This is a genomic window from Brevibacillus gelatini (genome assembly GCF_050920745.1).
Classification (GTDB): domain Bacteria; phylum Bacillota; class Bacilli; order Brevibacillales; family Brevibacillaceae; genus Brevibacillus; species Brevibacillus gelatini.
Genome location: NZ_CP154342.1, coordinates 1,776,095 through 1,796,503 on the forward strand (window position 1 = coordinate 1,776,095; position 20,409 = coordinate 1,796,503).

At 55.6% G+C, this 20,409-nt stretch carries 20 protein-coding genes, 1 other RNA gene and 1 pseudogene; 17 read left to right on the forward strand and 5 right to left on the reverse strand.

The window, feature by feature from the left end:
- Positions 1-98 precede the first annotated feature (98 nt).
- Together AAFJ72_RS08795 and AAFJ72_RS08800 are read left to right on the forward strand one after the other, a co-directional pair.
- Complete coding sequence (locus tag AAFJ72_RS08795; RefSeq protein ID WP_432776792.1) at positions 99-476, forward strand: LysM peptidoglycan-binding domain-containing protein; 378 nt, start codon at positions 99-101, stop codon at positions 474-476.
- A gap of 121 nt (positions 477-597) precedes the next feature.
- Positions 598-786, forward strand: coding sequence for a hypothetical protein (locus tag AAFJ72_RS08800; protein ID WP_122903989.1), 189 nt, complete (start codon positions 598-600; stop codon positions 784-786).
- Between the two features lie 210 nt (positions 787-996).
- Here the strand turns inward: AAFJ72_RS08800 and AAFJ72_RS08805 are convergent, their stop codons facing one another.
- Positions 997-1,251 (reverse strand): small, acid-soluble spore protein, alpha/beta type, encoded by a 255-nt coding sequence (locus AAFJ72_RS08805; RefSeq protein ID WP_432777166.1) that lies wholly within the window; start codon positions 1,249-1,251, stop codon positions 997-999.
- Positions 1,252-1,281: 30 nt separating this feature from the next.
- Positions 1,282-2,397: a radical SAM/CxCxxxxC motif protein YfkAB gene (gene yfkAB, locus AAFJ72_RS08810; protein ID WP_432776793.1), complete on the reverse strand. Its 1,116-nt coding sequence runs from the start codon at positions 2,395-2,397 to the stop codon at positions 1,282-1,284.
- Between the two features lie 78 nt (positions 2,398-2,475).
- Here yfkAB and AAFJ72_RS08815 point away from each other — a divergent pair, with 78 nt between their 5' ends.
- Both AAFJ72_RS08815 and AAFJ72_RS08820 read left to right on the forward strand, forming a co-directional pair.
- Complete coding sequence (locus AAFJ72_RS08815; protein ID WP_432776794.1) at positions 2,476-3,156, forward strand: DUF1385 domain-containing protein; 681 nt, start codon at positions 2,476-2,478, stop codon at positions 3,154-3,156.
- Between the two features lie 253 nt (positions 3,157-3,409).
- Positions 3,410-3,562: pseudogene (locus AAFJ72_RS08820) on the forward strand (GNAT family N-acetyltransferase); the annotation flags it as partial.
- A gap of 48 nt (positions 3,563-3,610) precedes the next feature.
- Here the strand turns inward: AAFJ72_RS08820 and AAFJ72_RS08825 are convergent.
- On the reverse strand, positions 3,611-4,141 hold the full coding sequence (locus tag AAFJ72_RS08825; protein WP_432776795.1) for a gamma carbonic anhydrase: 531 nt from the start codon (positions 4,139-4,141) through the stop codon (positions 3,611-3,613).
- A gap of 13 nt (positions 4,142-4,154) precedes the next feature.
- Positions 4,155-4,463 (reverse strand): HesB/IscA family protein, encoded by a 309-nt coding sequence (locus AAFJ72_RS08830; RefSeq protein WP_432776796.1) that lies wholly within the window; start codon positions 4,461-4,463, stop codon positions 4,155-4,157.
- A 134-nt stretch (positions 4,464-4,597) separates the two neighbouring features.
- On the opposite strand from AAFJ72_RS08830, the gene rnpB reads away from it, so the two are divergent.
- From rnpB to AAFJ72_RS08845, 3 genes are all read left to right on the forward strand, one after another.
- Positions 4,598-4,988: RNase P RNA component class B (gene rnpB, locus AAFJ72_RS08835), an RNA gene on the forward strand.
- Positions 4,989-5,211: 223 nt separating this feature from the next.
- Positions 5,212-7,254, forward strand: coding sequence for a molybdopterin-containing oxidoreductase family protein (locus AAFJ72_RS08840; RefSeq protein WP_432776797.1), 2,043 nt, complete (start codon positions 5,212-5,214; stop codon positions 7,252-7,254).
- Positions 7,255-7,310: 56 nt separating this feature from the next.
- Positions 7,311-7,919: a hypothetical protein gene (locus AAFJ72_RS08845; protein ID WP_432776798.1), complete on the forward strand. Its 609-nt coding sequence runs from the start codon at positions 7,311-7,313 to the stop codon at positions 7,917-7,919.
- Between the two features lie 46 nt (positions 7,920-7,965).
- On the opposite strand, the gene asnB is transcribed toward AAFJ72_RS08845, so the two are convergent.
- Positions 7,966-9,813: an asparagine synthase (glutamine-hydrolyzing) gene (gene asnB, locus AAFJ72_RS08850; RefSeq protein ID WP_432776799.1), complete on the reverse strand. Its 1,848-nt coding sequence runs from the start codon at positions 9,811-9,813 to the stop codon at positions 7,966-7,968.
- A gap of 135 nt (positions 9,814-9,948) precedes the next feature.
- On the opposite strand from asnB, the gene AAFJ72_RS08855 reads away from it, so the two are divergent.
- The 10 genes from AAFJ72_RS08855 (at position 9,949) to AAFJ72_RS08900 (ending at position 20,354) form a co-directional block, all read left to right on the forward strand.
- Positions 9,949-11,700: a LytS/YhcK type 5TM receptor domain-containing protein gene (locus AAFJ72_RS08855; protein WP_432776800.1), complete on the forward strand. Its 1,752-nt coding sequence runs from the start codon at positions 9,949-9,951 to the stop codon at positions 11,698-11,700.
- Positions 11,700-12,428 carry a LytR/AlgR family response regulator transcription factor gene (locus AAFJ72_RS08860; protein ID WP_432776801.1) on the forward strand — a complete coding sequence of 243 codons (729 nt, stop codon included), beginning with the start codon at positions 11,700-11,702 and terminating at the stop codon, positions 12,426-12,428. The genes AAFJ72_RS08855 and AAFJ72_RS08860 overlap by 1 nt, the downstream gene beginning before the upstream one ends.
- Positions 12,429-12,567: 139 nt before the next feature.
- The gene (locus AAFJ72_RS08865) at positions 12,568-12,918 is read left to right on the forward strand and encodes a DUF485 domain-containing protein (RefSeq protein WP_122904326.1); all 351 of its coding nucleotides are present in this window, start codon (positions 12,568-12,570) and stop codon (positions 12,916-12,918) included.
- Positions 12,915-14,441 carry a solute symporter family protein gene (locus AAFJ72_RS08870; protein WP_432776802.1) on the forward strand — a complete coding sequence of 509 codons (1,527 nt, stop codon included), beginning with the start codon at positions 12,915-12,917 and terminating at the stop codon, positions 14,439-14,441. The genes AAFJ72_RS08865 and AAFJ72_RS08870 overlap by 4 nt, the downstream gene beginning before the upstream one ends.
- A gap of 133 nt (positions 14,442-14,574) precedes the next feature.
- Positions 14,575-16,092, forward strand: a complete 1,518-nt coding sequence (locus tag AAFJ72_RS08875) for a solute symporter family protein (RefSeq protein ID WP_432777167.1) — start codon at positions 14,575-14,577, stop codon at positions 16,090-16,092.
- Positions 16,093-16,137: 45 nt separating this feature from the next.
- The gene (locus AAFJ72_RS08880; protein ID WP_122904001.1) at positions 16,138-16,452 is read left to right on the forward strand and encodes a hypothetical protein; all 315 of its coding nucleotides are present in this window, start codon (positions 16,138-16,140) and stop codon (positions 16,450-16,452) included.
- A 277-nt stretch (positions 16,453-16,729) separates the two neighbouring features.
- Positions 16,730-17,791: an HD-GYP domain-containing protein gene (locus AAFJ72_RS08885; RefSeq protein WP_432776803.1), complete on the forward strand. Its 1,062-nt coding sequence runs from the start codon at positions 16,730-16,732 to the stop codon at positions 17,789-17,791.
- 156 nt (positions 17,792-17,947) lie between these two features.
- Positions 17,948-18,817 carry a universal stress protein gene (locus AAFJ72_RS08890; RefSeq protein WP_122904003.1) on the forward strand — a complete coding sequence of 290 codons (870 nt, stop codon included), beginning with the start codon at positions 17,948-17,950 and terminating at the stop codon, positions 18,815-18,817.
- Between the two features lie 241 nt (positions 18,818-19,058).
- Complete coding sequence (locus tag AAFJ72_RS08895) at positions 19,059-19,901, forward strand: deoxyribonuclease IV (protein ID WP_432776804.1); 843 nt, start codon at positions 19,059-19,061, stop codon at positions 19,899-19,901.
- A 51-nt stretch (positions 19,902-19,952) separates the two neighbouring features.
- Positions 19,953-20,354 (forward strand): hypothetical protein, encoded by a 402-nt coding sequence (locus AAFJ72_RS08900; protein ID WP_432776805.1) that lies wholly within the window; start codon positions 19,953-19,955, stop codon positions 20,352-20,354.
- Positions 20,355-20,409: the final 55 nt, after the last annotated feature.

Sequence of the window (20,409 nt, forward strand, 5' to 3'; positions counted from 1 at the left end):
ACACCCATCTTTGCAAAAATAGGTATTGGTTTAGCTCCACTCTCTCCGGGCGGGCATAGGCTAGAAGCGAACAAGAAAAGATAGAGGGAGTGAGCTTCGTGAACTATACAGTCCGTGCGGGAGATACATTGAACAGCATCGCCGCCCGCTTTGGCGTCCCGGTTCAGGAATTGATCCGCGTCAATAATATCGCGTATCCGTACTACATTTACGTCGGGCAAAACCTGTACATCCCGATTACAGCAACGCCTGCACCAACGAGTGATGTGGAACGGAGACTGACGCGTGTGGAAAATCGTGTGGATGCGCTGCGCGAAGACTATACGAAGGTAGACGATCGCGTGGATCGCCTGGAAACGCGCATCAACCGTCTGGAAGCCCGCGTAACCCGGCTGGAGCGGCTCGTGCCCGGACCAGCGCCGACGCCGACGCCAACACCCCGACCACGGCCGACAACGACTCCGCGCCCGCGCTAGGCTACGGTGCCGTCCTGCCATCCTTTCTTTTGCAAGGGGCTGACAATTTTCCCGCTTCGCCATTGCCCCATGGCCCCAAGCTGCATAAGGTGGTACTAGAGGATTACGAGGAGGTGCGGCCATGCTAGGGTTTAACGGCAAAAACCTCAGACACCATTTCATGGGCGTCTATGGAAAAGTGGTGCAGATCCGTGAGCTGGTGGAAGTCATCGATCAAGTATTCGATTCCTTTCACAAAGTAAACACCATCAGCAAGTCAATGCTGGGCCAACGCAAGCCGAGTGCGAAAAATCTCGACAAACTCAGATGACGACAAGACAAGACAAGACGCCAGACAGCCAAAAACCGCCTCCCAACCATTTTTCGGGGCGGTTTTTATGTACATAACTTTCGCTTATGCTGGCTCAGCTTTCGTTTGGCAATTGGCAAGGAGCTTGCTGACACAAGCACGGTCAATCGCTCGCAAAAGAACCCCGCCGCTGGCAAGCAGCAAAAGGCGGGGTTCCAAGGTGTAAGGTGTTTACAATTTTTGACTCAAGGCTTGCGCGGCCATCCGCACCATTTCCTTTACCATGCTGCCGCCCAGTCTGCCGCCGATCCGTCCTGCGTCATGGGCGCTGAGCTGGCCGTTGTAGCCGCGCTGCAACGGGACGTGAAGCTCGGAAGCCACTTCATACTTGGCCTGGTTCGGGTCTGCGACATGGGCGACTCGTGCCTTCAGGGCATCGAGCCCCTCTCTGGCACCTGGGACGAGAGGACGCTTTCGTCTGCTCATCATCATCACCTCTCGTCCTAGCTTGCCCAACTAGACGAGGGCCTTGCGCACGGTGAAGTTCGTCTCCGGGTAGTAAGTGTTGGCAACGAGCAGGTTAGGCCCTGCGCATTTGGCCGCCGGACAGTAGCAGTTGATTTTCTGGTTCAGGGCATGGCGCTGCCAGATGTCAAACATCGTCTGCAACTGATCGTTCCGGATATTGCCGAGTGGCTCGACATCGCCGAAGTCGGTGACGATCACATCCCCTGTAAAAATGTTGATATTCAGGCGATTCCGACCATCCGGATCGTTGCGGGTAGTCACGTTCTTCGCTGTCCGCAGCCGTTGGATCAGCTCTCTGTCTGCCGGATCGGGGCTGCACGCGAAAAACGGCAATGTCCCGAACAGCATCCACAAGTTTTCGTTGCGAATGTCGAGCATCCGGTGAATCGCCTGGCGCAGTTCATCCAACGACAGCACGTTGAGATCGCGGGCAAAGTCGCTGGCGTACATCGGGTGCACCTCGTGCCTGCGGCAGCCCATCTCCTGAATTTGCCGGTGCAGCGTATCGAGCTTGGGCCACGTCCGATGATTGAGCATCGTTTCCGCCGAGACGAACACGCCTGCGTCAGCGAGCTTGCGGGAATTTTCCATAATCCGCTCAAACTGTGCTTCGGCCTGTTTGCTTGAAACTGTTTGCCTTGCTTTTGCGTAGACAATATCATGGAATTCCTCTGGCGAAGACCAGTTCCAGGAAATGTGCATCACATCTATGTAAGGCAAAATCAGCTCGTAGCGGGAAAACGGCATGGACATGTTCGAGTTGATCTGTGTGCGCAATCCGCGGTCTGCCGCGTAGCGCAGGATCGGCAGGATGACTTCTTTTACAGTTCGCTCGCTGTACATCGGTTCTCCGCCTGTTATACTTAGCGTAAGCAGATCCTTGGCTTCGTCCAGACGGCGCAGGATCAGATCGACAGGCAGGGCGGGGTCGTCCTTGTATCGCAATGTATCGCCAACCGCGCAATGCTCGCAGCGGAGATTGCACAGATTCGTTACCGTAAATTCCACGCTGGTGAGCTTGTATGCGGGCGGTGTCGCATTAAACAACGGCTCCCATGGATCGTGAAGCGGTGTGATTGGTGTTGTTGGAACCATGCGGATCAATGGTGGAAACCTCCTTCATTCTGCGTACAACTCAACCTATTATAACGACATTGGAGCGGAAGGAGAATAGCTAACGGCATGATTATGGGGATGTCTTTTGGACGCGGTGTGCTTTTTCATGATCGGAACGTGCTTGCTTGTGCGGAAGTAAAAGACGGCGTCATCCATACGTGGGCGGAAAAAATGACGCTCAAGACGATCGGCAAGCTGTGGTATCGGATTTTTTTCTCCTTTCCCTGGTATTATCAGCTTTTTCACCTTTTCCTCGCCGGTTATGTGGCCGCAGCTCTGGTCAATCCAGGGTGGGCGGTTGTAGACCCGATGTGGGTCGCGGTGTATGTCGGCGGCTTTCACTTTGTGTTTCCGAAAATGATGAAAAAATTTCACGGTGCAGAACATAAAGTTTTCAGCTATCCGGGCCGAAAATCGCTTGCTGCCTTGCCGCAAATTGCGAAAGCCGATATTGTCAATGCCGGATGCTCGACAAATCTGGTGGTCTGGTTTTTCACCGGATTTTTGCTGTCGGTCTGGTTTTTGCCGCTTGCGGGGAGCATTGCCAGTGGCGTGGGTGGTCTGTTGGTCGGGATGTTTGGAGATCGCTACGTGCGCAAATATTGCGGGGTGCTCTACAAGCTGTCCGCTTTTTTTCAAAAGCATTTCACGACAAAAGAGCCGGATCGTCTGCACCTGGAGACGGCGATTCGCTCCTACATGCTGTTTGAGCATATTCGCGAAGTGGAGCGGCAGCGATCCGCCTGAACACGAGCGGGTAGGCAGGAAAAAAGCAATTTCAAAACAATTGCCCTATTCTCTTTGTTTTGCTAAAAATTCTCCATACTCGTCCGTTGGCAGGCCAATGGATAACGGCACGTTAGTATGGATCGAAACAGGAAGCGGCGCAGGGCACGAAGCAAGCTTGCAGCCGGGTTCATCGAACTAATTCGCACGGACACTGTGAGCAGCCGCAACCTGTTTCTGGTGGTGGTCGCAGGCGGAGCGAACTGGCGTGAAAAAAATGACGCTGCACGTCCTGGAAACGAATGAGAAAGCGATCCGGTTGTACGAGAGGCTTGGTTTTGAGGTGGAAGGCGTTTTGAAAAAGGACAGACGTCTTTCCGACGGCAATTACTACAATACGATTGTAATGGGGAGGTATCACGACTAAAAAGGTCGAGGGCACTGATGTCCTCGACCTTGCTTGTGTATCTATATGCTACCGCTCCAGCGGGTTTTCTTCCAGCTTGCGGTACAGCTTGCCTTTGTCCACATAAGACTGGCGGATGCGCACCAGCTCTTTTAAGTCTGCTTCGGTAAGCTCCCGCTTGACCTTCGCCGGGTTGCCGACGACGAGTGTGCGGGGCGGCACCTTCATGCCGGGCGGTACGAGGGCGCCAGCCGCGACCATCGCTTCTTCGCCGATTTCGGCGCGGTCCAGCACAATCGCGCCCATGCCGATCAAGGCACCGCGGCGGACGATGCAGCTATGCAGGACGGCATTGTGTCCGACCGTTACCTCGTCTTCGAGAATCAATGGGTTGTTCGGGCTTTGGTGCAGGGTGCTGTTGTCTTGCACGCTCACCCGCTTGCCGATGACAGTCGGCGCAATGTCGCCGCGAATGACGGTGTTGTACCAAATGGATGAATCCTCGCCGATTTCCACGTCGCCCGATACGACGGAGCCTTTGGCGAGGAAAACGGTTGGATGAATCTTGGGCTTGCTGTTTTCGAACGAAAGCAGTAACATAATAACCTCCTGGTCAGTGAGTATGCGAGCAATCAGCCGCTTGCGGCCGGGGGTGGCGAATGGAAAAACGTCCCGTGACAGGATTGCAGTCGATGACAGTCCCAACGAGCTTGTCTACATCTTGTGGCTTGTAAAAAAAGCGGACTTCGTTGATGAACTGGACCTGATCGTGTTTTTCCGCTTCGGTAATGGCGATGCTGTAGGTAAAGCTGCCGCAGCCTGTCGTTGTAGGAACAAGCCTGATCCCCAGCTCGTTTGCGTCGTGCTCTTCCGCGATCATGAGGGCAAGGCGTGCTGCTGCCTGCGGGGTAATGGTTATCACGGTCAACCCTCCTTGTAGCCTCTTTATTGTACTACAGGTTGGCAACAGGATCGAATGGGAACCACCCAGTTTTTGCTGGTTGACCACACTTTGGGCACATGTTAGAATGTGTAATACTGATTCTGAAAGGCAGGAAATGCGGGTAGCCGCTGCCGCAATCGTTTCGGCGATTGGCGGTAGAGGAAAGTCCAGGCTCGCCCAAGCTGAGATGCTTGGAGTGTTCGTACCTGGCGCAAGCCAGGGCAGTGAGGCTTTACGCCTCGCTGACGGCGTGGAAAGGGCTCTCCCTGAGGCCCGAGTACGCTGAAAGTGCCACAGAAACGTAGCTTTTCTGGCGACAGAAAAGATGGAACGCGGTAAACCCTGCGAGCGAGAAACCCAAATTTGGTAGGGGAACCGTCCTGAAGGAATCAAACGGAAGGGACGGATGGTATCTTCGGATGCCATAGATAGATGGCTACCGCTCTTGGTGCGAGGGATGCGTCCCGCTTGCAGCACGGGAGAGACAGAACCTGGCTTATAGCATTTCCTGCTGGATCGAATAAGACGAAAGACAAACATCCCGTCCTGCTTTTGATAGCGGAACGGGATGTTTTTTCGTAATTTGCGGGATTCAGTTATTTGCAGTTTCTCCGCTCATGCTACAATACATAGAAAAGAAGGTTATTCGATCTGGTTACATGGAATTGCAACAGGTGCCAGCCAGCAGTATACACCGAAAAAAGCAAAGACGAAAGAGGGACCTACCGTGACTTTTACACAAGAGGAAAATGGCGTATTTCCTGCCGTCTGCTCCCTGGATTGCCCGGATCAGTGCGGACTGCTGCTTCACAAGCAGGATGGCAAGCTGGTGAAAATCGAGGGCGATCCGAACCACCCGGTGACGAAGGGAAACATTTGCAACAAAGTGCGCAACATGGCGGCGCGTCTGTACGATCCAAAACGGCTGACCCATCCGCTCAAGCGCGTCGGGAAAAAGGGTAGCGGCGAATTTGTCCGCATCACCTGGGAGGAAGCAATCGAGACGATCGCTTCGCGCTGGCGCACCTTGATTGACACGGACGGCCCCGAGTCCATCCTGCCGTACAGCTTTTACGGAAACATGGGCCGCATCAACGTGGAAGGGATGGATCGGCGCTTTTTCCACCGCATGGGCGCGAGCATGCTCGACCGCACGATCTGCAACAGCGCAGGAGCGGTTGGCTACAACTATACCATGGGCGGCGCTTTCGGCACGGACCCGGAGGACACCGTGCACGCCAAGCTGTTCATCGTGTGGGGGATCAACGCGGTCAGCACGAACATGCACCAGGTCGTGCTTGCCGAACAGGCGCGGAAAAACGGCGCGAAAATCGTCGTCATCGACGTCCATAAAAACCAGACGGGACGCTGGGCGGACTGGTTCATCCCGATTTTGCCCGGAACCGATACCGCTCTCGCACTCGGACTTATGCACGTCCTGTTCGCAGAAAACTTGGTCGATTCCGCCTTTTTGCAAACGTACACGGTCGGACACGAGGAACTGAGAGAGCACGTAAAAGCGTACGACCCGGCTACCGTGTCCGCGATCACCGGCGTCCCGGCAGACGATATTTACAAGCTGGCGCGTTTGTACGGCAAGACCTCGCCATCCTTCATTCGCATTGGCAACGGCATTCAGCATCACGACAACGGCGGCATGTGCGTGCGGACGATCGCCTGTCTGCCTGCGCTCACCGGACAGTGGCTCGTGCGGGGCGGGGGCGCGATCAAGGGCAACAAAGGATTTTTGGAGCACAACAAACACGCGTTGCAGCGGCCGGACCTGCTCAAAAACAAAAACACCCGCGTCATCAACATGAACGAGCTGGGCAAGGCGCTTCTGGAAGCGAATCCGCCTGTGAAGTCGCTGTTTGTGTACACGTGCAACCCGGCCATTGTCGCCCCGGATGGCAACAAGGTCAGACAAGGGCTTGCGCGGGAAGACTTGTTCACTGTCGTCCACGATCTGTTTTTGACCGAGACGGCGCGCTATGCCGACATCGTGCTCCCCGCGACGTCCTCGTACGAAAACATGGACTTTTACACAAGCTACTGGCACCACTACATTCAACTGCAAAAGCCAGTCCTCGCCCCGTATGGCGAGAGCAAGTCCAACACGGAAGTATTTCGCTTGCTCGCTTCTGCCATGGGCTATGACGAGCCTGCCTTCCGCGATTCCGACGAGGAGATGATTCGCCAGGCGCTTGCGGGACACGGCAATCCGCATCTGGAAGGAATCGACTTCGACGCGCTGGCAAAACACAATTACATGAAAGCGAAGGTCGATTCGTACTTTGCGGGCCGCCTGGCAACCCCGAGCGGAAAAATCGAGCTGTATTCGCAGGCGATGGCAGACAGAGGCTATCCGGCCTTGCCGACGTATACTCCGCTGGTGGAGGACGGCGACTATCCGTATCAATTTGTTCCCGGCCCCAACCATAACTTTTTGAACTCGACGTTTTCCAATAACGACAAGCACGTCCAAATGGAAAAAGCTCCCCGCCTGCATATGAACAGCGCAGATGCCCGTGCCGCAGGGATTGCGGATGGGGATACGGTGCGCGTCTGGAATGATCGGGGAGAATGCGAACTGGTTGTCTCGGTCGGGGAAAATGTCCTGCCCGGTGTGGTTGCAAGCCAGGGCTTGTGGGCAGACGCCCCGCATGCCAAGCATTACGTGAACGCACTGACCCCTGATCGCCTTGCTGATATGGGCGGCGGCGCGACTTTTTTCTCCGGGCGGGTGGCCGTTGCCAAAATCGCCAGGTAAAAAGGGCGTACTAGCATAAGCCCTTCTCCATACGGTTTATGGAGGAGGTGAAATGATTGGATGAATCGCGCTTGTTCAAGCAGTTTATCAGCTCGGCCGAGCAAGTCTGGACACAGATCGCCGCGTCGCCGCGCGGAAAAGTCGTCTACACGGTAAATGGCGTCGATTACACGCCTTTGCCTGACAAGTACAATACGAAGCGGAAAATCTCCCGCATTTTTCGCAGGTATTGGGGAAAGCAGTTGACAGAGACAATGATTCGCAATCTCGGTCTGCGGGTGCTAAAAGGGAAGCTGTGTATTCCGTATAGGTCGATTCCGCCGCTTCCTTGCATCGTGCAGTCCATTCAGGTAAAAGGCAACCGCCCCAACCAGCGATTGGTGGCAGCCATTCTCGTCGGTGGAGAAAAGAAGACGAGAGTGGATTACCGCTTGATCCGCGCGGGAGATACCGATTCGTTTACAATCATGAAGCGGTCCGGTCGTGAGGGTGACATCCGATACCGTCCGTCTGTGGAAGCTCCGAAGGCAGTGTCCATGCTGGCAACGAATTCCGCCGGGAAGCCGGTGCCGAAGCCGATGCTGCATCCTGCGGCGAAACCAGGGCCAAAGCAGGCCAGAAAATCCAAAGGAAAAGGAAAGAAACGGCTCCTCAAAACCCCATGAGACTATGGGGTTGAGGAGCTTTCGTTTTGGCAAGCAAGCAATCACGCTACGCCCTGATCGAGACGCGATAGGCGCGCAGCCAGTAGTCCATCTGGCCAAGATAGGCGAACAACTGCGGTGTGCTCATCAGTTGACCGAAAAACGGAATGCTGGTCGCCTGGGCGTCCGACTCGGCAATTTTGCGGATGACGGGGACATCGACGAGTGGCAACAGCGGCGAGCCGGGGTCGTTCAAAATATCCAGCAGCCAGGTGCGGACAGCTTCGGTGTAGGACGGGTTATGCGTTTTCGGATACGGGCTTTTTTGGCGGTACAGCACTTCGTCCGGGAGAATGCCTTCCATCGCTTTGCGCAAAATTCCTTTTTCGCGGCCGCCGTAAGTTTTCATTTCCCAGGGGATATTCCAGACGTATTCGACAATCCGGTGATCGCAAAAAGGCACGCGGGCTTCCAGGCTGGCCGCCATGCTCATCCGGTCCTTGCGATCGAGCAGCGTGTTCATGAACCACGTCATGTTGAGATAAAACATTTCCCGGCGGCGTGCTTCCAGCGGGTCCTCACCGGGCAAATGCGGCACTTCGTCGAGTGATTCCGCATAGCGCATCGCGACGTATTCCTCCGGCTTGACCCAGGCGCGCAGCTCGGGCGACAGCCACGAGGCCCGTTCCTTGACTGCCCGCGACCAAGGGAAGGTGCCCGCTTGCAGCAGTTCCTCCCGGTGGAACCACGGGTAGCCGCCAAATACTTCATCTGCGCATTCTCCCGAGAGGACAACGGTCGTCTCTTTTTTGATTTCGCGGCAAAACAGGTAGAGCGAGGCGTCCACGTCCGCCATTCCCGGCAGGTCGCGGGCGAGTGTGGCGGTTTTCAAGGCGTCGACCAGGTCAGCCGTATCGAATTTGATCGTGTGGTGCTGCGTGCCAAGGAAGCTGGACACGAGCTGCACATATGGCGCATCATCGTTTGGCTGGAAGGCGCTCGCTTTGAAATGTTTGTCATTGTCTACATAGTCGATGGAGTAGCTGTGGAGCGTCCCGCGTCCTTCTTTTTTGAAGTACGCGGCAGCCACAGCGGTAATAATGCTTGAATCCAGTCCCCCGGACAGGAGGGTGGCGACAGGGACGTCTGCTACCAGCTGACGCTCGATGGCATCGACGACCAGTTCCCTGACGCGCGCTGTCGTCGTGTCCAGGTCGTCCGTATGCGGACGGCTCTCCAGTTGCCAGTATCGTTCCAGTTTGACACGGTCGCGCGTGACGGTGAGAAAGCAGCCCGGCCGCAGTTCGTGCACGTTATGGAACACGCCATGTCCCGGCGTACGTGCCGGACTGATGCCAAACACCTCTGCGAGTCCTTCCCTTGACAACTCCGGCCGCACCTCGGGGTGGGCGAGCAGTGATTTTAATTCGGAGGCGAGTAAAAAGGAACTGCCTCTCTGCGCGTAAAAAAGCGGCTTGACACCCAGTCGGTCGCGTGCGACAAACAAATGCTGCGCCCGTTCGTCCCAGATCGCAAAAGCGAAAATACCGTTCAGCCTGGAGAGGCAGTTCGTGCCCCACTCCAGGTACGTATGCAGCAGAACCTCTGTATCGGAATGGGACTGAAAAGCATGACCGCAGGCGATAAGCTCCTGCCGCAAGTCCTCCGTGTTGTACAGTTCCCCGTTGTAAGCAAGCGTGCAGGCATGTTCGCTTTTGAGAGCCGTCATCGGCTGCTGCCCGCCCGCCGGGTCGACCACGACGAGCCGACGATGGCCGAGAGCAGCCTGTGGAGTGAGCCAAAAGCCTTCGGCGTCCGGCCCGCGATTGGTAAGGCACTGGGTCATTTTTTGCAGGATCGGACGCTCCTTGGAAACGTCTTTTTCCCAATCAATCCAACCTACGATTCCGCACATCTTTTCCCTCCCCCTTCCGATGAAGTTTTGCACACTCAGCGTATGCAAAACGCCCAGCCAGATTGTCTGTCCGGCAGGGAAATGAGGGTAAAATGCGGAATTTATAGAAGATTTCAACACAAGCAGGAGGAAGCCGTGGACAATCTCACGCTGCTGCTCATCGAACGGATGGGCATTCTCTTGACACTCGCGTTCATTCTGACGCGGATACCGCTGTTCCGGCAGCTTTTGGACAGGGAACTGCACTTTGGAACCTCTATCGCCTTTTCCATGATGTTTGGTCTGTTTGGGATCGCGGGCACGTATGCGGGCGTGACGGTTCGCGAAGACGGCTACATCCCGAGCTTTTGGATTTTTCCGCTTGCAGGAGAGGAGATCGTGGCGAATTCCACGCTGGTCGGCGTCGTGATCGGGGGGCTGTTGGGCGGTCCGATGGTCGGGCTCGGAGCGGGAATTATTGCCGGTTTGCACTTGTATCATCTGGGCGGCTTTGCTGCCGTTCCCATGGGCTTGTCTGTTCCGCTCACAGGGCTTCTGGCTGGCTATGTGGCGCGTTTTTTTTCGCAGGAGCGGGTAATTTCCCCCTCCAAGGCACTGTTTATCGGCATGTTCGCTCCTGTGATCCAGATGTCGCTTGTGCTGATTATGTCAGGACCGCCGGAGCTGGTTCGCACGATGGTCAATGTGATCGGCATCCCGATGGTGCTGACCAACAGCATTTCGATTGCCATTTTTACGACGATGATTCGCGTCGCCCTGCAGGAAGAGGAACGCTCTGCTGCGCTGGAGTCGGAGCGTGCGTTTACGATTGCAGAGCGCATCTTGCCGCAGCTGAAGATGGGGCTGACGCCGCAGACGGCGCAGGCGGCGGCACTTGTGTTGCAGCGCGAGGTAAAAGCGATTGCGGTCGCTGTGACGGACCGGGAGCGTTTGCTCGCCCACGTCGGAGCAGGGACCGACCACCACTTCCCCGGAGAAAGGATTCAGAGCGATCTGGAGCAGCGTGTGCTGGCCAGCGGCTCCATCGACAAGGGCGTGGGCAGGGAGGTGCTCGGCTGCAAGCGCAAGCAATGCCAGCTGCAAGCCGCCATTCTCGTCCCGATCAAGGAAGGTGACAGCGTCGTCGGCTTAATCAAGCTGTATTTTCGCCGTCCCCAGCAAATCGGGAAAGTCCAGGAGGCACTGGCAAAAGGGCTGGGCAACCTCATCTCCAACCAGTTGACGCTCTCGCTCGCCGAACAGATGAAAGGGCTGATGAAGGACGCAGAATTGCGGATGCTGCAAGCGCAAATTCACCCGCATTTTTTGTTCAATACGCTCAATTCAATCGTGACCTTGATCCGGATCGACCCGCAACTCGCCCGCCATATGACGATCCAGCTGGGGGTGTTTATGCGCTTTAATCTGAAGCTTACGTCGAGTACGCTGGTCACGGTTGGCCAGGAGCTGGAGCACCTGCACGCCTATTTGGAAATTATCCGCATCCGGTTTGCCGAGCAGTTTGCCGTCCATATGTCTGTCGATCCTGGTGTGGAAGACGCGCTCATGCCCCCCGGCACGCTGCAGCCGCTCGTTGAAAACTGTATTCAGCACGGCTTGCGCGACATGGGAGCAGGCGGGGAAATCCGTCTGCACATAAAGCGGCAAGGCGCTTCCATCGTTTTTACGATTGAGGACAACGGCCGAGGTTTTCCGGAAGAGCTGCTGCCGCTTTTGGGGAAAGTCCCGATGGAGCGCAAGGACGGAAACGGGATCGGCGTCCACAACGTCAACCAGCGGCTCATCAGCCTGCAAGGTCCGGATGCCCAACTGCATTTTGCCAACAGACTGGAAGGCGGCAGTTCGATTACTTTTGCCATTCCCATCAAAAAAGAGGTGAGTGCCTGATGCCGATTCGCATCATGATTGCAGAAGACGAACGACTTGCACGGGAGGAGCTGAGCTATTTGCTGCAGCAGGAGGGGGATGTCGAGCTGCTTCCCTACGCGACCAACGGCCGGGAACTGCTGGAAATGGTCGACGAGCATGAGCCGGACGTCGTTTTTCTCGATATGAAAATGCCGGAAATGGAAGGCGCGCAGGCAGCGAGAATGCTGGCCGCCCGCAAGCCGCAGCCGCTTATCGTTTTTTGTACGGCGTATGAGACGTTCGCCGTAGACGCCTTCAAGCTGAACGCTGTCGATTATTTGCTGAAGCCGACGGAGCCAAAGCGGCTGGTGGAGACGATGCAGCGCATCCGCGAGCGGCTGGGCAAGCCGAAGCCGGAGCCTGCTGTCACCAGGCGCTCCAAGCTGATTGTGGAGGACAACAGCCGGCTGGTGGTGATTGACCCGGCTACGATTGTCTACGCGGTGCGCGAAGAACGGCTCGTTCGCATCATTACCCAGACCGATGCGTATTCCACGCGGATGACGCTGACACAGCTGATGGACAAGCTCGCCGGCTACGATTTTTTTCGCACGCACAAAAGCTACCTGGTCAATCTGCAATATGTAAGCGAGCTGGAACCGTGGTTCAACGGCGCCTACAACCTGTTGCTGAAAGGCGAAGCGAAGACGCGCATTCCGGTGTCCCGTACCTCCGCCAAAGATTTGCTGAGACGCCTCGAAGAATGAGCCTGTTGCAGATCGCGATGCAAAATCGGCCGTTGACGCACGCCCCCAGACATCTTGCGCGAAAAGCCACACGAACAAAAACGGATTCCTTACAATAGAGGAAGCGCTTACATTTTTGTTTGAAGAGGGGGAGATTCCGATGAGCAAGCCGCTTTCGGTGCGAAAAGCACAGGGTCAGAAGCAGGATAGCAGTGATTACACAGCGATCATCCAGTCAGACACCTTCAAGGAATTGTTGCGCAGCAAACGGGCATTCATCCTGCCATCTTCCATTTTTTTCTTTGTGTTCTACTTTACTTTGCCGATCTTGACCTCCTATTTCACCGTGCTCAATCAGCCGGCGATTGGCGCAATTTCGTGGGCGTGGGTGTTCGCCTTTGCCCAATTCATCATGACCTGGGGCCTCTGTATTTTGTACACGAAGAAGGCCGCGCGCTTTGACGAGCTGGTGGAAAAAATCAAGCAAGAGACAGGGGGCAGAGGCGAATGAATGTGACGGCATTTATCCTTTTTCTGGCAATCGTCCTGCTTACGCTGGTGATAACGTATTACGCTTCCAAGCGAACGAATACGACAAGCGAGTTTTACACGGCGGGCGGCGGGCTGACCGGGTGGCAAAACGGGCTTGCGATTGCCGGCGACTACATGTCTGCGGCTTCGTTCCTTGGGATCGCCGGAATGATTGCGTTAAGCGGGTTTGACGGCTTTTTTTACAGCATTGGCTTTCTCGTCGCTTATCTTGTCGTGCTGTATCTGGTAGCGGAGCCATTGCGCAACCTCGGCAAGTATACGATGGCGGACATGATTGCCGCGCGTTTTGACAATAAGCAAGTACGCGGTGTGGCCGCGCTGAACTCCATCGCCATTTCGATTTTTTACATGATCGCCCAGCTCGTCGGGGCGGGGGCGTTGATTAAGCTGCTGCTCGGGCTGGAGTACACGACCTCTGTTTTGATTGTAGGGGCGCTGATGACGGTCTACGTCGTGTTTGGCGGCATGACGGCAACCTCGTGGGTGCAAATTGTCAAAGCTGTGCTGCTCATGGTCGGCACGTTCGTCATCTCGCTGATGGTCTTTGCCAAGTTTGACTTCAATCTGCTGACGATGTTTGAAAAGATGAAAACGGCGACACCGCTCGGGGAGCAGTTCCTGAATCCGGGCAACAAGTTCAAGGTCGGTCTGGACACGATCTCGCTCAACCTGGCACTGGTGCTGGGAACTGCCGGACTGCCGCACATCCTGATTCGCTTCTTTACGGTAAAAGACGCGACGACTGCCCGCAAGTCTGTCGTCTACGCCACCTGGATTATCGGTCTTTTTTACATCATGACGATCTTCCTTGGCTTTGGCGCAGCGGCGTTTGTGGGAGCGGAAAACATGGATGCGGCCGGAAACATGGGCGCTCCGCTGCTCGCACAGTCACTCGGCGGCAACTTCCTCTTTGCATTCGTGTCCGCCGTTGCCTTCGCGACGATTCTCGCCGTCGTGGCCGGATTGGTGCTGACCGCAGCCTCGGCGTTTGCGCACGACTTTTACGGACATGTCATCCGCCAGGGCAAAGCGACGGAAAAAGAGCAAATGAAGATGGCAAAATGGGCTTCCATCGGCGTTTCGGTTGTGTCCATCGTGCTCGCGCTGTTTGCGCAGAAGCTGAACGTGGCGTTTCTCGTCTCGCTTGCCTTCGCTGTTGCGGCCAGTGCCAACCTGCCCGTTATTTTGTTCACCATTTTCTGGAGAAGGTTTAACACGACAGGGGCAATCAGCGGCATGCTGGTCGGACTGTTCAGCTCGCTGCTTCTCGTGGCTTTGAGCCCGAATGTCTGGAATCCGGTCGCCGGAAAAGCGATTCTGGTCGGAGAGGCGCTGTTCCCGCTGCCGAATCCGGGAATCGTCTCCATCCCGCTCGGGTTTTTGGCCGCCTGGATTGGCACGCTCTTGTCCAGTTCGCGCAACGATGCGAAGTACGATGAAATTTTGGTGCGGGCGAACACAGGAATAAAGGAGTCGGCGTAGAAGCAAATACGCAAGGAAGCTCCTGCCAGGCAAAAGCTCAGGGTGATTCCCTGGGCTTTTTCTATTGGCGTGGGGAAAGGAGAGCAGGTCCGTGACGACAATCATTTTCTTTTTGGCTGTCATAATCGGAACGATGGCGATTACGTATTCGGCTGCCAAACAGACGGGAACGACCAGAGATTTTTACGCGGCCGGCAACCGCCTGACAGGCTTGCAAAACGGCATCGCGATTGCAGGCGACTACATGAGCGCAGCTTCGTTTCTCGGCATCGCCGGGACCATTGCCATGTACGGCTTTGACGGCTTCGTGTACGCCATCGGTTTTTTTGTCTCCTATCTCATTATTTTGTTTCTGATCGCGGAGCCCTTGCACAATCTGGGGCGCTACACGCTCGCCGATGCGATTGCCGTCCGCTTTGACAGTTTGTGGCTGCGCGGAGTGGTCGCCTGTACGACGCTGCTGATTACGATTTTTTACATGATCGCGCAGCTCGTCGGGGCGGGGGCGCTCATTCACTATTTGCTCGGCGTCCACTACGATACGGCGGTGATGATTGTCGGCAGCCTGATGACGTTTTACGTCGTCTTCGGCGGGATGGTCGCGACCTCGTGGGTGCAGATCGTGAAGGCGATTTTGTTGTTGACGGGAACGCTGATCCTCAGTCTGATCGTCTTTTCCCGATTTGGCTGGAGTCTGTCGGAGATGTTTTCCCGCGTCAGCACGATTACGCCGTTGCAGGAGCAATTTTTGCATCCGGGCAACCAACTGAATGATCCGCTGGAGACGATCTCGCTGCATCTCGCCCTGATTCTCGGAACCGCCGGGCTGCCGCATATCATCTCCCGCCTGTTTACGGTCAAGGATGCGGTAACGACCCGTTCCTCCATCTACACGGCGACGTGGGTGATTGGCGCGTTTTATTTGCTGACGATTTTTCTCGGTTTTGGCGCGAGCGCATTTGTCGGGTATGAGGCGCTGAAAAATGTCGGTTTCGGCGGCAATCTGACGGTGACGCTGCTCGCGGATGCGCTCGGCGGTGAATTTTTGATGGCTTACATCGCCGCTGTTGCCTTTGCCACGATTCTGGCCGTTGTGACCGGGCTGGTGCTGTCCGCCTCGTCCGCTTTTGCCCACGACGTCTACAGCCATCTGATCCGGCGCGGGCTTGCTTCGGAAAAAGAGCAAGTGGCGATGGCCAAATGCTCGTCGGTTGCCGTCGGCTTCGCTTCGATCTGGCTGGCAATCGGCGCGGAAAAAATGAACGTCGCCATACTCGTCGGACTGACCTTTGCCATCGCCGCATCGGCCAATTTGCCGCTCTTGTTGTTCACGCTTTACTGGCGCCGCTTTACGGTGCGCGGGGCGATTTGCGGCGTACTGACAGGGCTGATTTCGTCTGTTGTGCTTGTCGTGGCCGGACCGACCGTGATGAATCTACAGACCGGATTCATTTTGGCTGAACCAATTTTTCCTTTGACCAATCCCGGCTTGATCTCGATTCCGCTAGGATTTCTGGGCGCTGTGCTCGGCACGTTGCTGGATCGCCGCAAGCCTGACGCAGAAGCGCATTACGATCGCGTGCTGCTCCAGGCGTTGACGGGCATCCGGGCTTCGCAGACGCGGGCAGCCCGTCAGCCGGATTCTGCATAAAAATTTGTTCCTGCTTCACCCTATAGGGGAAGGGGGAGAGACAAATTGGGCCAGAAAAAGGAAGCAGATGCTGTTTCAACCGATCAGCCTGACGTTTACGAGCGAGCGCGGATCGCCTTGAACGATTTGATCGCAGAATTGTGCGATGCCTTGGACGAGGACGACACCGAATCTTTCAAGCGAAAAGGATACGAGATGATCGGGCACTATTTTCGCCAGCCCGTCAATACGGGCGATCTGACCTTGATCGTCGCCTCGGTGCTTTCCGACATTTTGTACAAGCTGGAGCTGACCCAGCAAGGCGATGACGTCTCCATGGTGCGCGACGAGTACAGCATCATGAAAAAAGAAGAGGAATAACAATGGATGCCTGGTCATTCGCCCACCATCAAACAATTTGTGCATGCAAATGCCCGGATTGTTTGATGGTGGGCTTTTCTTGCTGGGGCGAAAAGGCAAGCAAACCGATGGCTCCCGTGGAACAGCGGCGGCGGATGGCAAGGGTGATCCGCAGGGAATTTTGGCTGCAAAAGTCCTTTTTATCAGGCTCGTTCATCATAACCACTGCAAAACATGTTTTTCTCATGCGAAGATAGGGAAAAGCATCAGGGGAGAAGGAATCAGGAGGATTGGCCTCATGAGATACGTTAGCGTAGAGCAAGTTGAGCCTGGGGACGTGCTGGCTCGCAGCATTTATACGAGCGAGGGCTTGACGCTTTTGCAGAGAGGCGTGCAGCTGACCGTCGGCATGATAAACAAGTTGCGGCGCTTTGGGGTGACGATGCTCAGTATCAAGGACCCTTTTTTCGACGAAGTGAAGGAACAGGAGGTCGTGACGGAGACGACACGAAAAGATGCCATTCGCAATCTGTCAGCCGCCATTTCGTGCGTCCAGTCCGGCAAGGAGTTCGATGTTCGCGGCATTCAAAAGTCTGTGGGAAGCATCGTCGAAGAAACGTTGCGCAATCGCAAGGTGCTGCTCAATCTGGGGGAAATTCGCACCGCAGACAATGCCCTGTACATTCATTCGCTCAACGTCTGCATGATGGCGACGGTCATGGGCGTCGGTTTTGGCTATAACACCACACAGCTGAAAGAGCTGGCAATCGGAGCGCTTTTGCACGACATCGGCAAGCTGTCGGCGGACAAGGAAGCGCCGGAGTACAAGAAAAACAGCATGAAGAATCATCACACTTGGAAAGGCTTTGACATCCTGCGCAAAAAGCACGAGATGAGTATCGTGTCTGCACACGTGCCGCTCCAGCACCACGAATGGGTCGACGGAACCGGAGTCCCCCGCGGACTGGGCGGCGACGAGATTCATGAGTTCGCCAAAATCGTGGCGATCTGCAATTATTACGACAATCTGATCTCGCCGTTTTCCGAGGAAAAGGAGACGCTGCCTCCCTACGAGGCATGCGAGCGGATTATGGGCTTTGCGGAAAAACGCTTCGACCATAAAATGGTCATCCACTTCCTGCGCTCGATTGCGCTGTACCCGATTGGCACGTCGCTCAGGCTGAGCACAGGCGAGGTCGGAGTCGTGATCGATCAAAACCGCGGCCTGCCAGCCCGCCCGGTTGTGCGGATCATCCGGCGGGAGCAGCAGTCGAATCGGGGGATCGCAGACGACCACGAGATTTGCGATATTGATCTGGGCGCAGAACCTACCATTTTTATCACCGGGGTACTGGAATAAGTGCAAATAGCCCCTGAAAGGTAAGGGTTTTTTCGATGCCAAGATCAGGGAATTCCCCTACATACATACCCAGCGTGCCAAGTCTACAATAAAATCAGGCAAAAAGTCTCAGAAATCGACTTTTTGCGACGATGAAAGAGGGAAGGACGTGTTTTTATGTCCCGTATTCTGGTACCAGTAGATTTTTCTGCACAGTCTGTTCAGGCGGTTCGCTTTGCACTAGCGTACGCCAAAGATAAGCATGAGCTGACACTGCTTCATGCCATTCCTCCGTTTCCATCCCGCAACGTCGTCCGCAAGCTCGGACAAAAAAGCGTGGAAGATTTTCAATTGGATGAAGCGCGAGAAGACTTGAAAAAGTTTCTCACGATTGTCGAAGAGGCGGAAGTTCCTTACGAATTGGAAATCGAGTTCGGAGAGCCGCATGAAGTGATTGCGAAGCACGCGACAAAAGGAGAGTATGCCGCGATTGTCATGGGGACACACGGATACGGCCGAATCACCGGATTTCTTTTGCAAAGCGTCAGCTACCCGACGATTCACGATGCACAGCTCCCGGTGTTTCTCATTTCCGAAGAGACCGACGCCAGCCGCTTCCCATGGCAAAAAGTGTTGATTGCCGTGGACGGCTCCGAGCAGGCAAAAAACGCTGCACAAAAAGCGATCGCTTTGAGCGAAGGCATTCCAGGTGTTTCTTACCTGCTCCTGAGCGTCGTGACACCACCTGCCGCTTATGCCGGCGTGTACGGCGTAGGCTGGGAAAATACAGCGACACTGGAGAACTGGGGAAAAGAAACCATCCGCACTTGCGAAGAAGTGCTGGAAGCGGCGCAAATCCCATATGAAAGCAAGGTTGTGATCGGCGATCCGGCGACCGTGATTCGCCAGACCGCCCAGGAGGAACAAACTGGCCTGATCGTGCTCGGACACCACGGGCTCGGCGGCATCGCAGGCACGCTGCTCGGCAGTGTTACCTTCAAAATGATCCACCGCACCAAAACACCGCTTTTGATCGTCAAATCGTAAGTTCACTTGTGAACAGACAAGCTGTCCTACACCGGGCAGCTTTTTTGCACCTGACAGCACAGACAGAGCGGGACTTCCGAACGATGCGGGAGCTTCCCCCGTGGACAACAACTACGCCAGCGTGCCTTCCAGCCTCAGCGTCAGCCCCTCAGCATCGGTTAGCGGTAAAGTTTTCGCACGACGATTGAGGATGGGCGGCCAGGGGCAAAATGGGAAAAGCGAGCGAGGGGGCGAGGAACGCATGAAAATCGGGTGTCACGTCAGCATCCGCCACGGCTATGCGGAGGCGGCGCGAACCGCCCTGCGGCAAGGAGCAGCGTCGTATCAGTTTTTCCCGAAAAACCCGCGCAGCCTGGGGGTCAAGCAGTTTGATCCGGCTGATGCGGCGGCTTGCCGCGCTTTTTGCCAGGAACATGACTTGCTGTCGATTGCCCATACGGCCTATCCGGTCAACCTGTGCGCAGAGGACGACGAACTGGCAGAGGTGACTGTGCAGTCGGTTCGCAACGATCTGGAAATTGCCGAGGCGTGCGGCGCGCTTGGCGTAGTCGTTCACTTCGGGCAGTACAAAGGAACGGATCTGCTTGCCGGCTACAGGCGGATGATTCAACTGGCGAATCAAATTCTGGACGGCTGGAATGGACAGGCCAAGCTGCTGATCGAAAACAACGCCGGGCAGGGCAGCCGGATGGGCACGACGCTGGAGGAGTTGGCGCAAGTCCGGCAGCTGCTTGCCGAGCCGCAGAAGGTCGGATTTTGTTTCGATACGTGCCACGCGTTTGCCAGCGGGCTGTGGGACGGAAAAAACTGGAGTGCGGTCCTACAGCGCATGGAGGAACTGGACTATTTGCCATATTTGTCAGCTGTGCATCTGAATGATTCGGTTTACCCAACTGGATCGTTTCGGGACAGGCATGCCCGCATCGGAAAAGGGATGATCGGGGACGAGGCTTTTTATGAGCTGTTGCGCACGCCGCAGCTTCAAGGCATGCCGATTGTGCTGGAGACAGCGCGAGAGTCAAGCGGAGGGCATCGCGACGAAATCAGGCACGTTCGTCATCTGGCGACCAATTGGCAGGCTTGACCGGATTGTGGTACAGTGTGTAAGGATGTTGTCAACGAGGGAGGGGTACCGATGGCAAAACGGGTCAAAGTGACGATTCACGATTTTGCTTCGCTGAAAGAGAATTTGAACAACCCGGAAGAGCTGGCTCTCTACGAAGCAGCCAACGGGAAAATATACGATGCCACAATCGAGCACGACGGTTACGCTGTCATTGACGTGACAGAGGACGACTACATTGAGCTTGCACCGGGCGAGTACCAGCTCATGATCGAGGAATGGACCAATGCCGGGCAAATCGGCGAGTTGACCTTGCAGACGAAGTCAGATCCGGCAGACGACACAGCGCTGTTGTATCGCAGCGTCGACGCGTCAGGCCAGGAAGTGCAGCCGCCGCAATCGCTGCCGAAGCAAGTGGTGGAGCTGGTGGCGAAGACGTGGTTTGGCAAGGCGCCAAAAAAGGTCGAGGAGTAAGACAATCGTACAAGTACGGGGAAGGAGCGCTAGAGTGACAGCGCTCCTTTTTTCT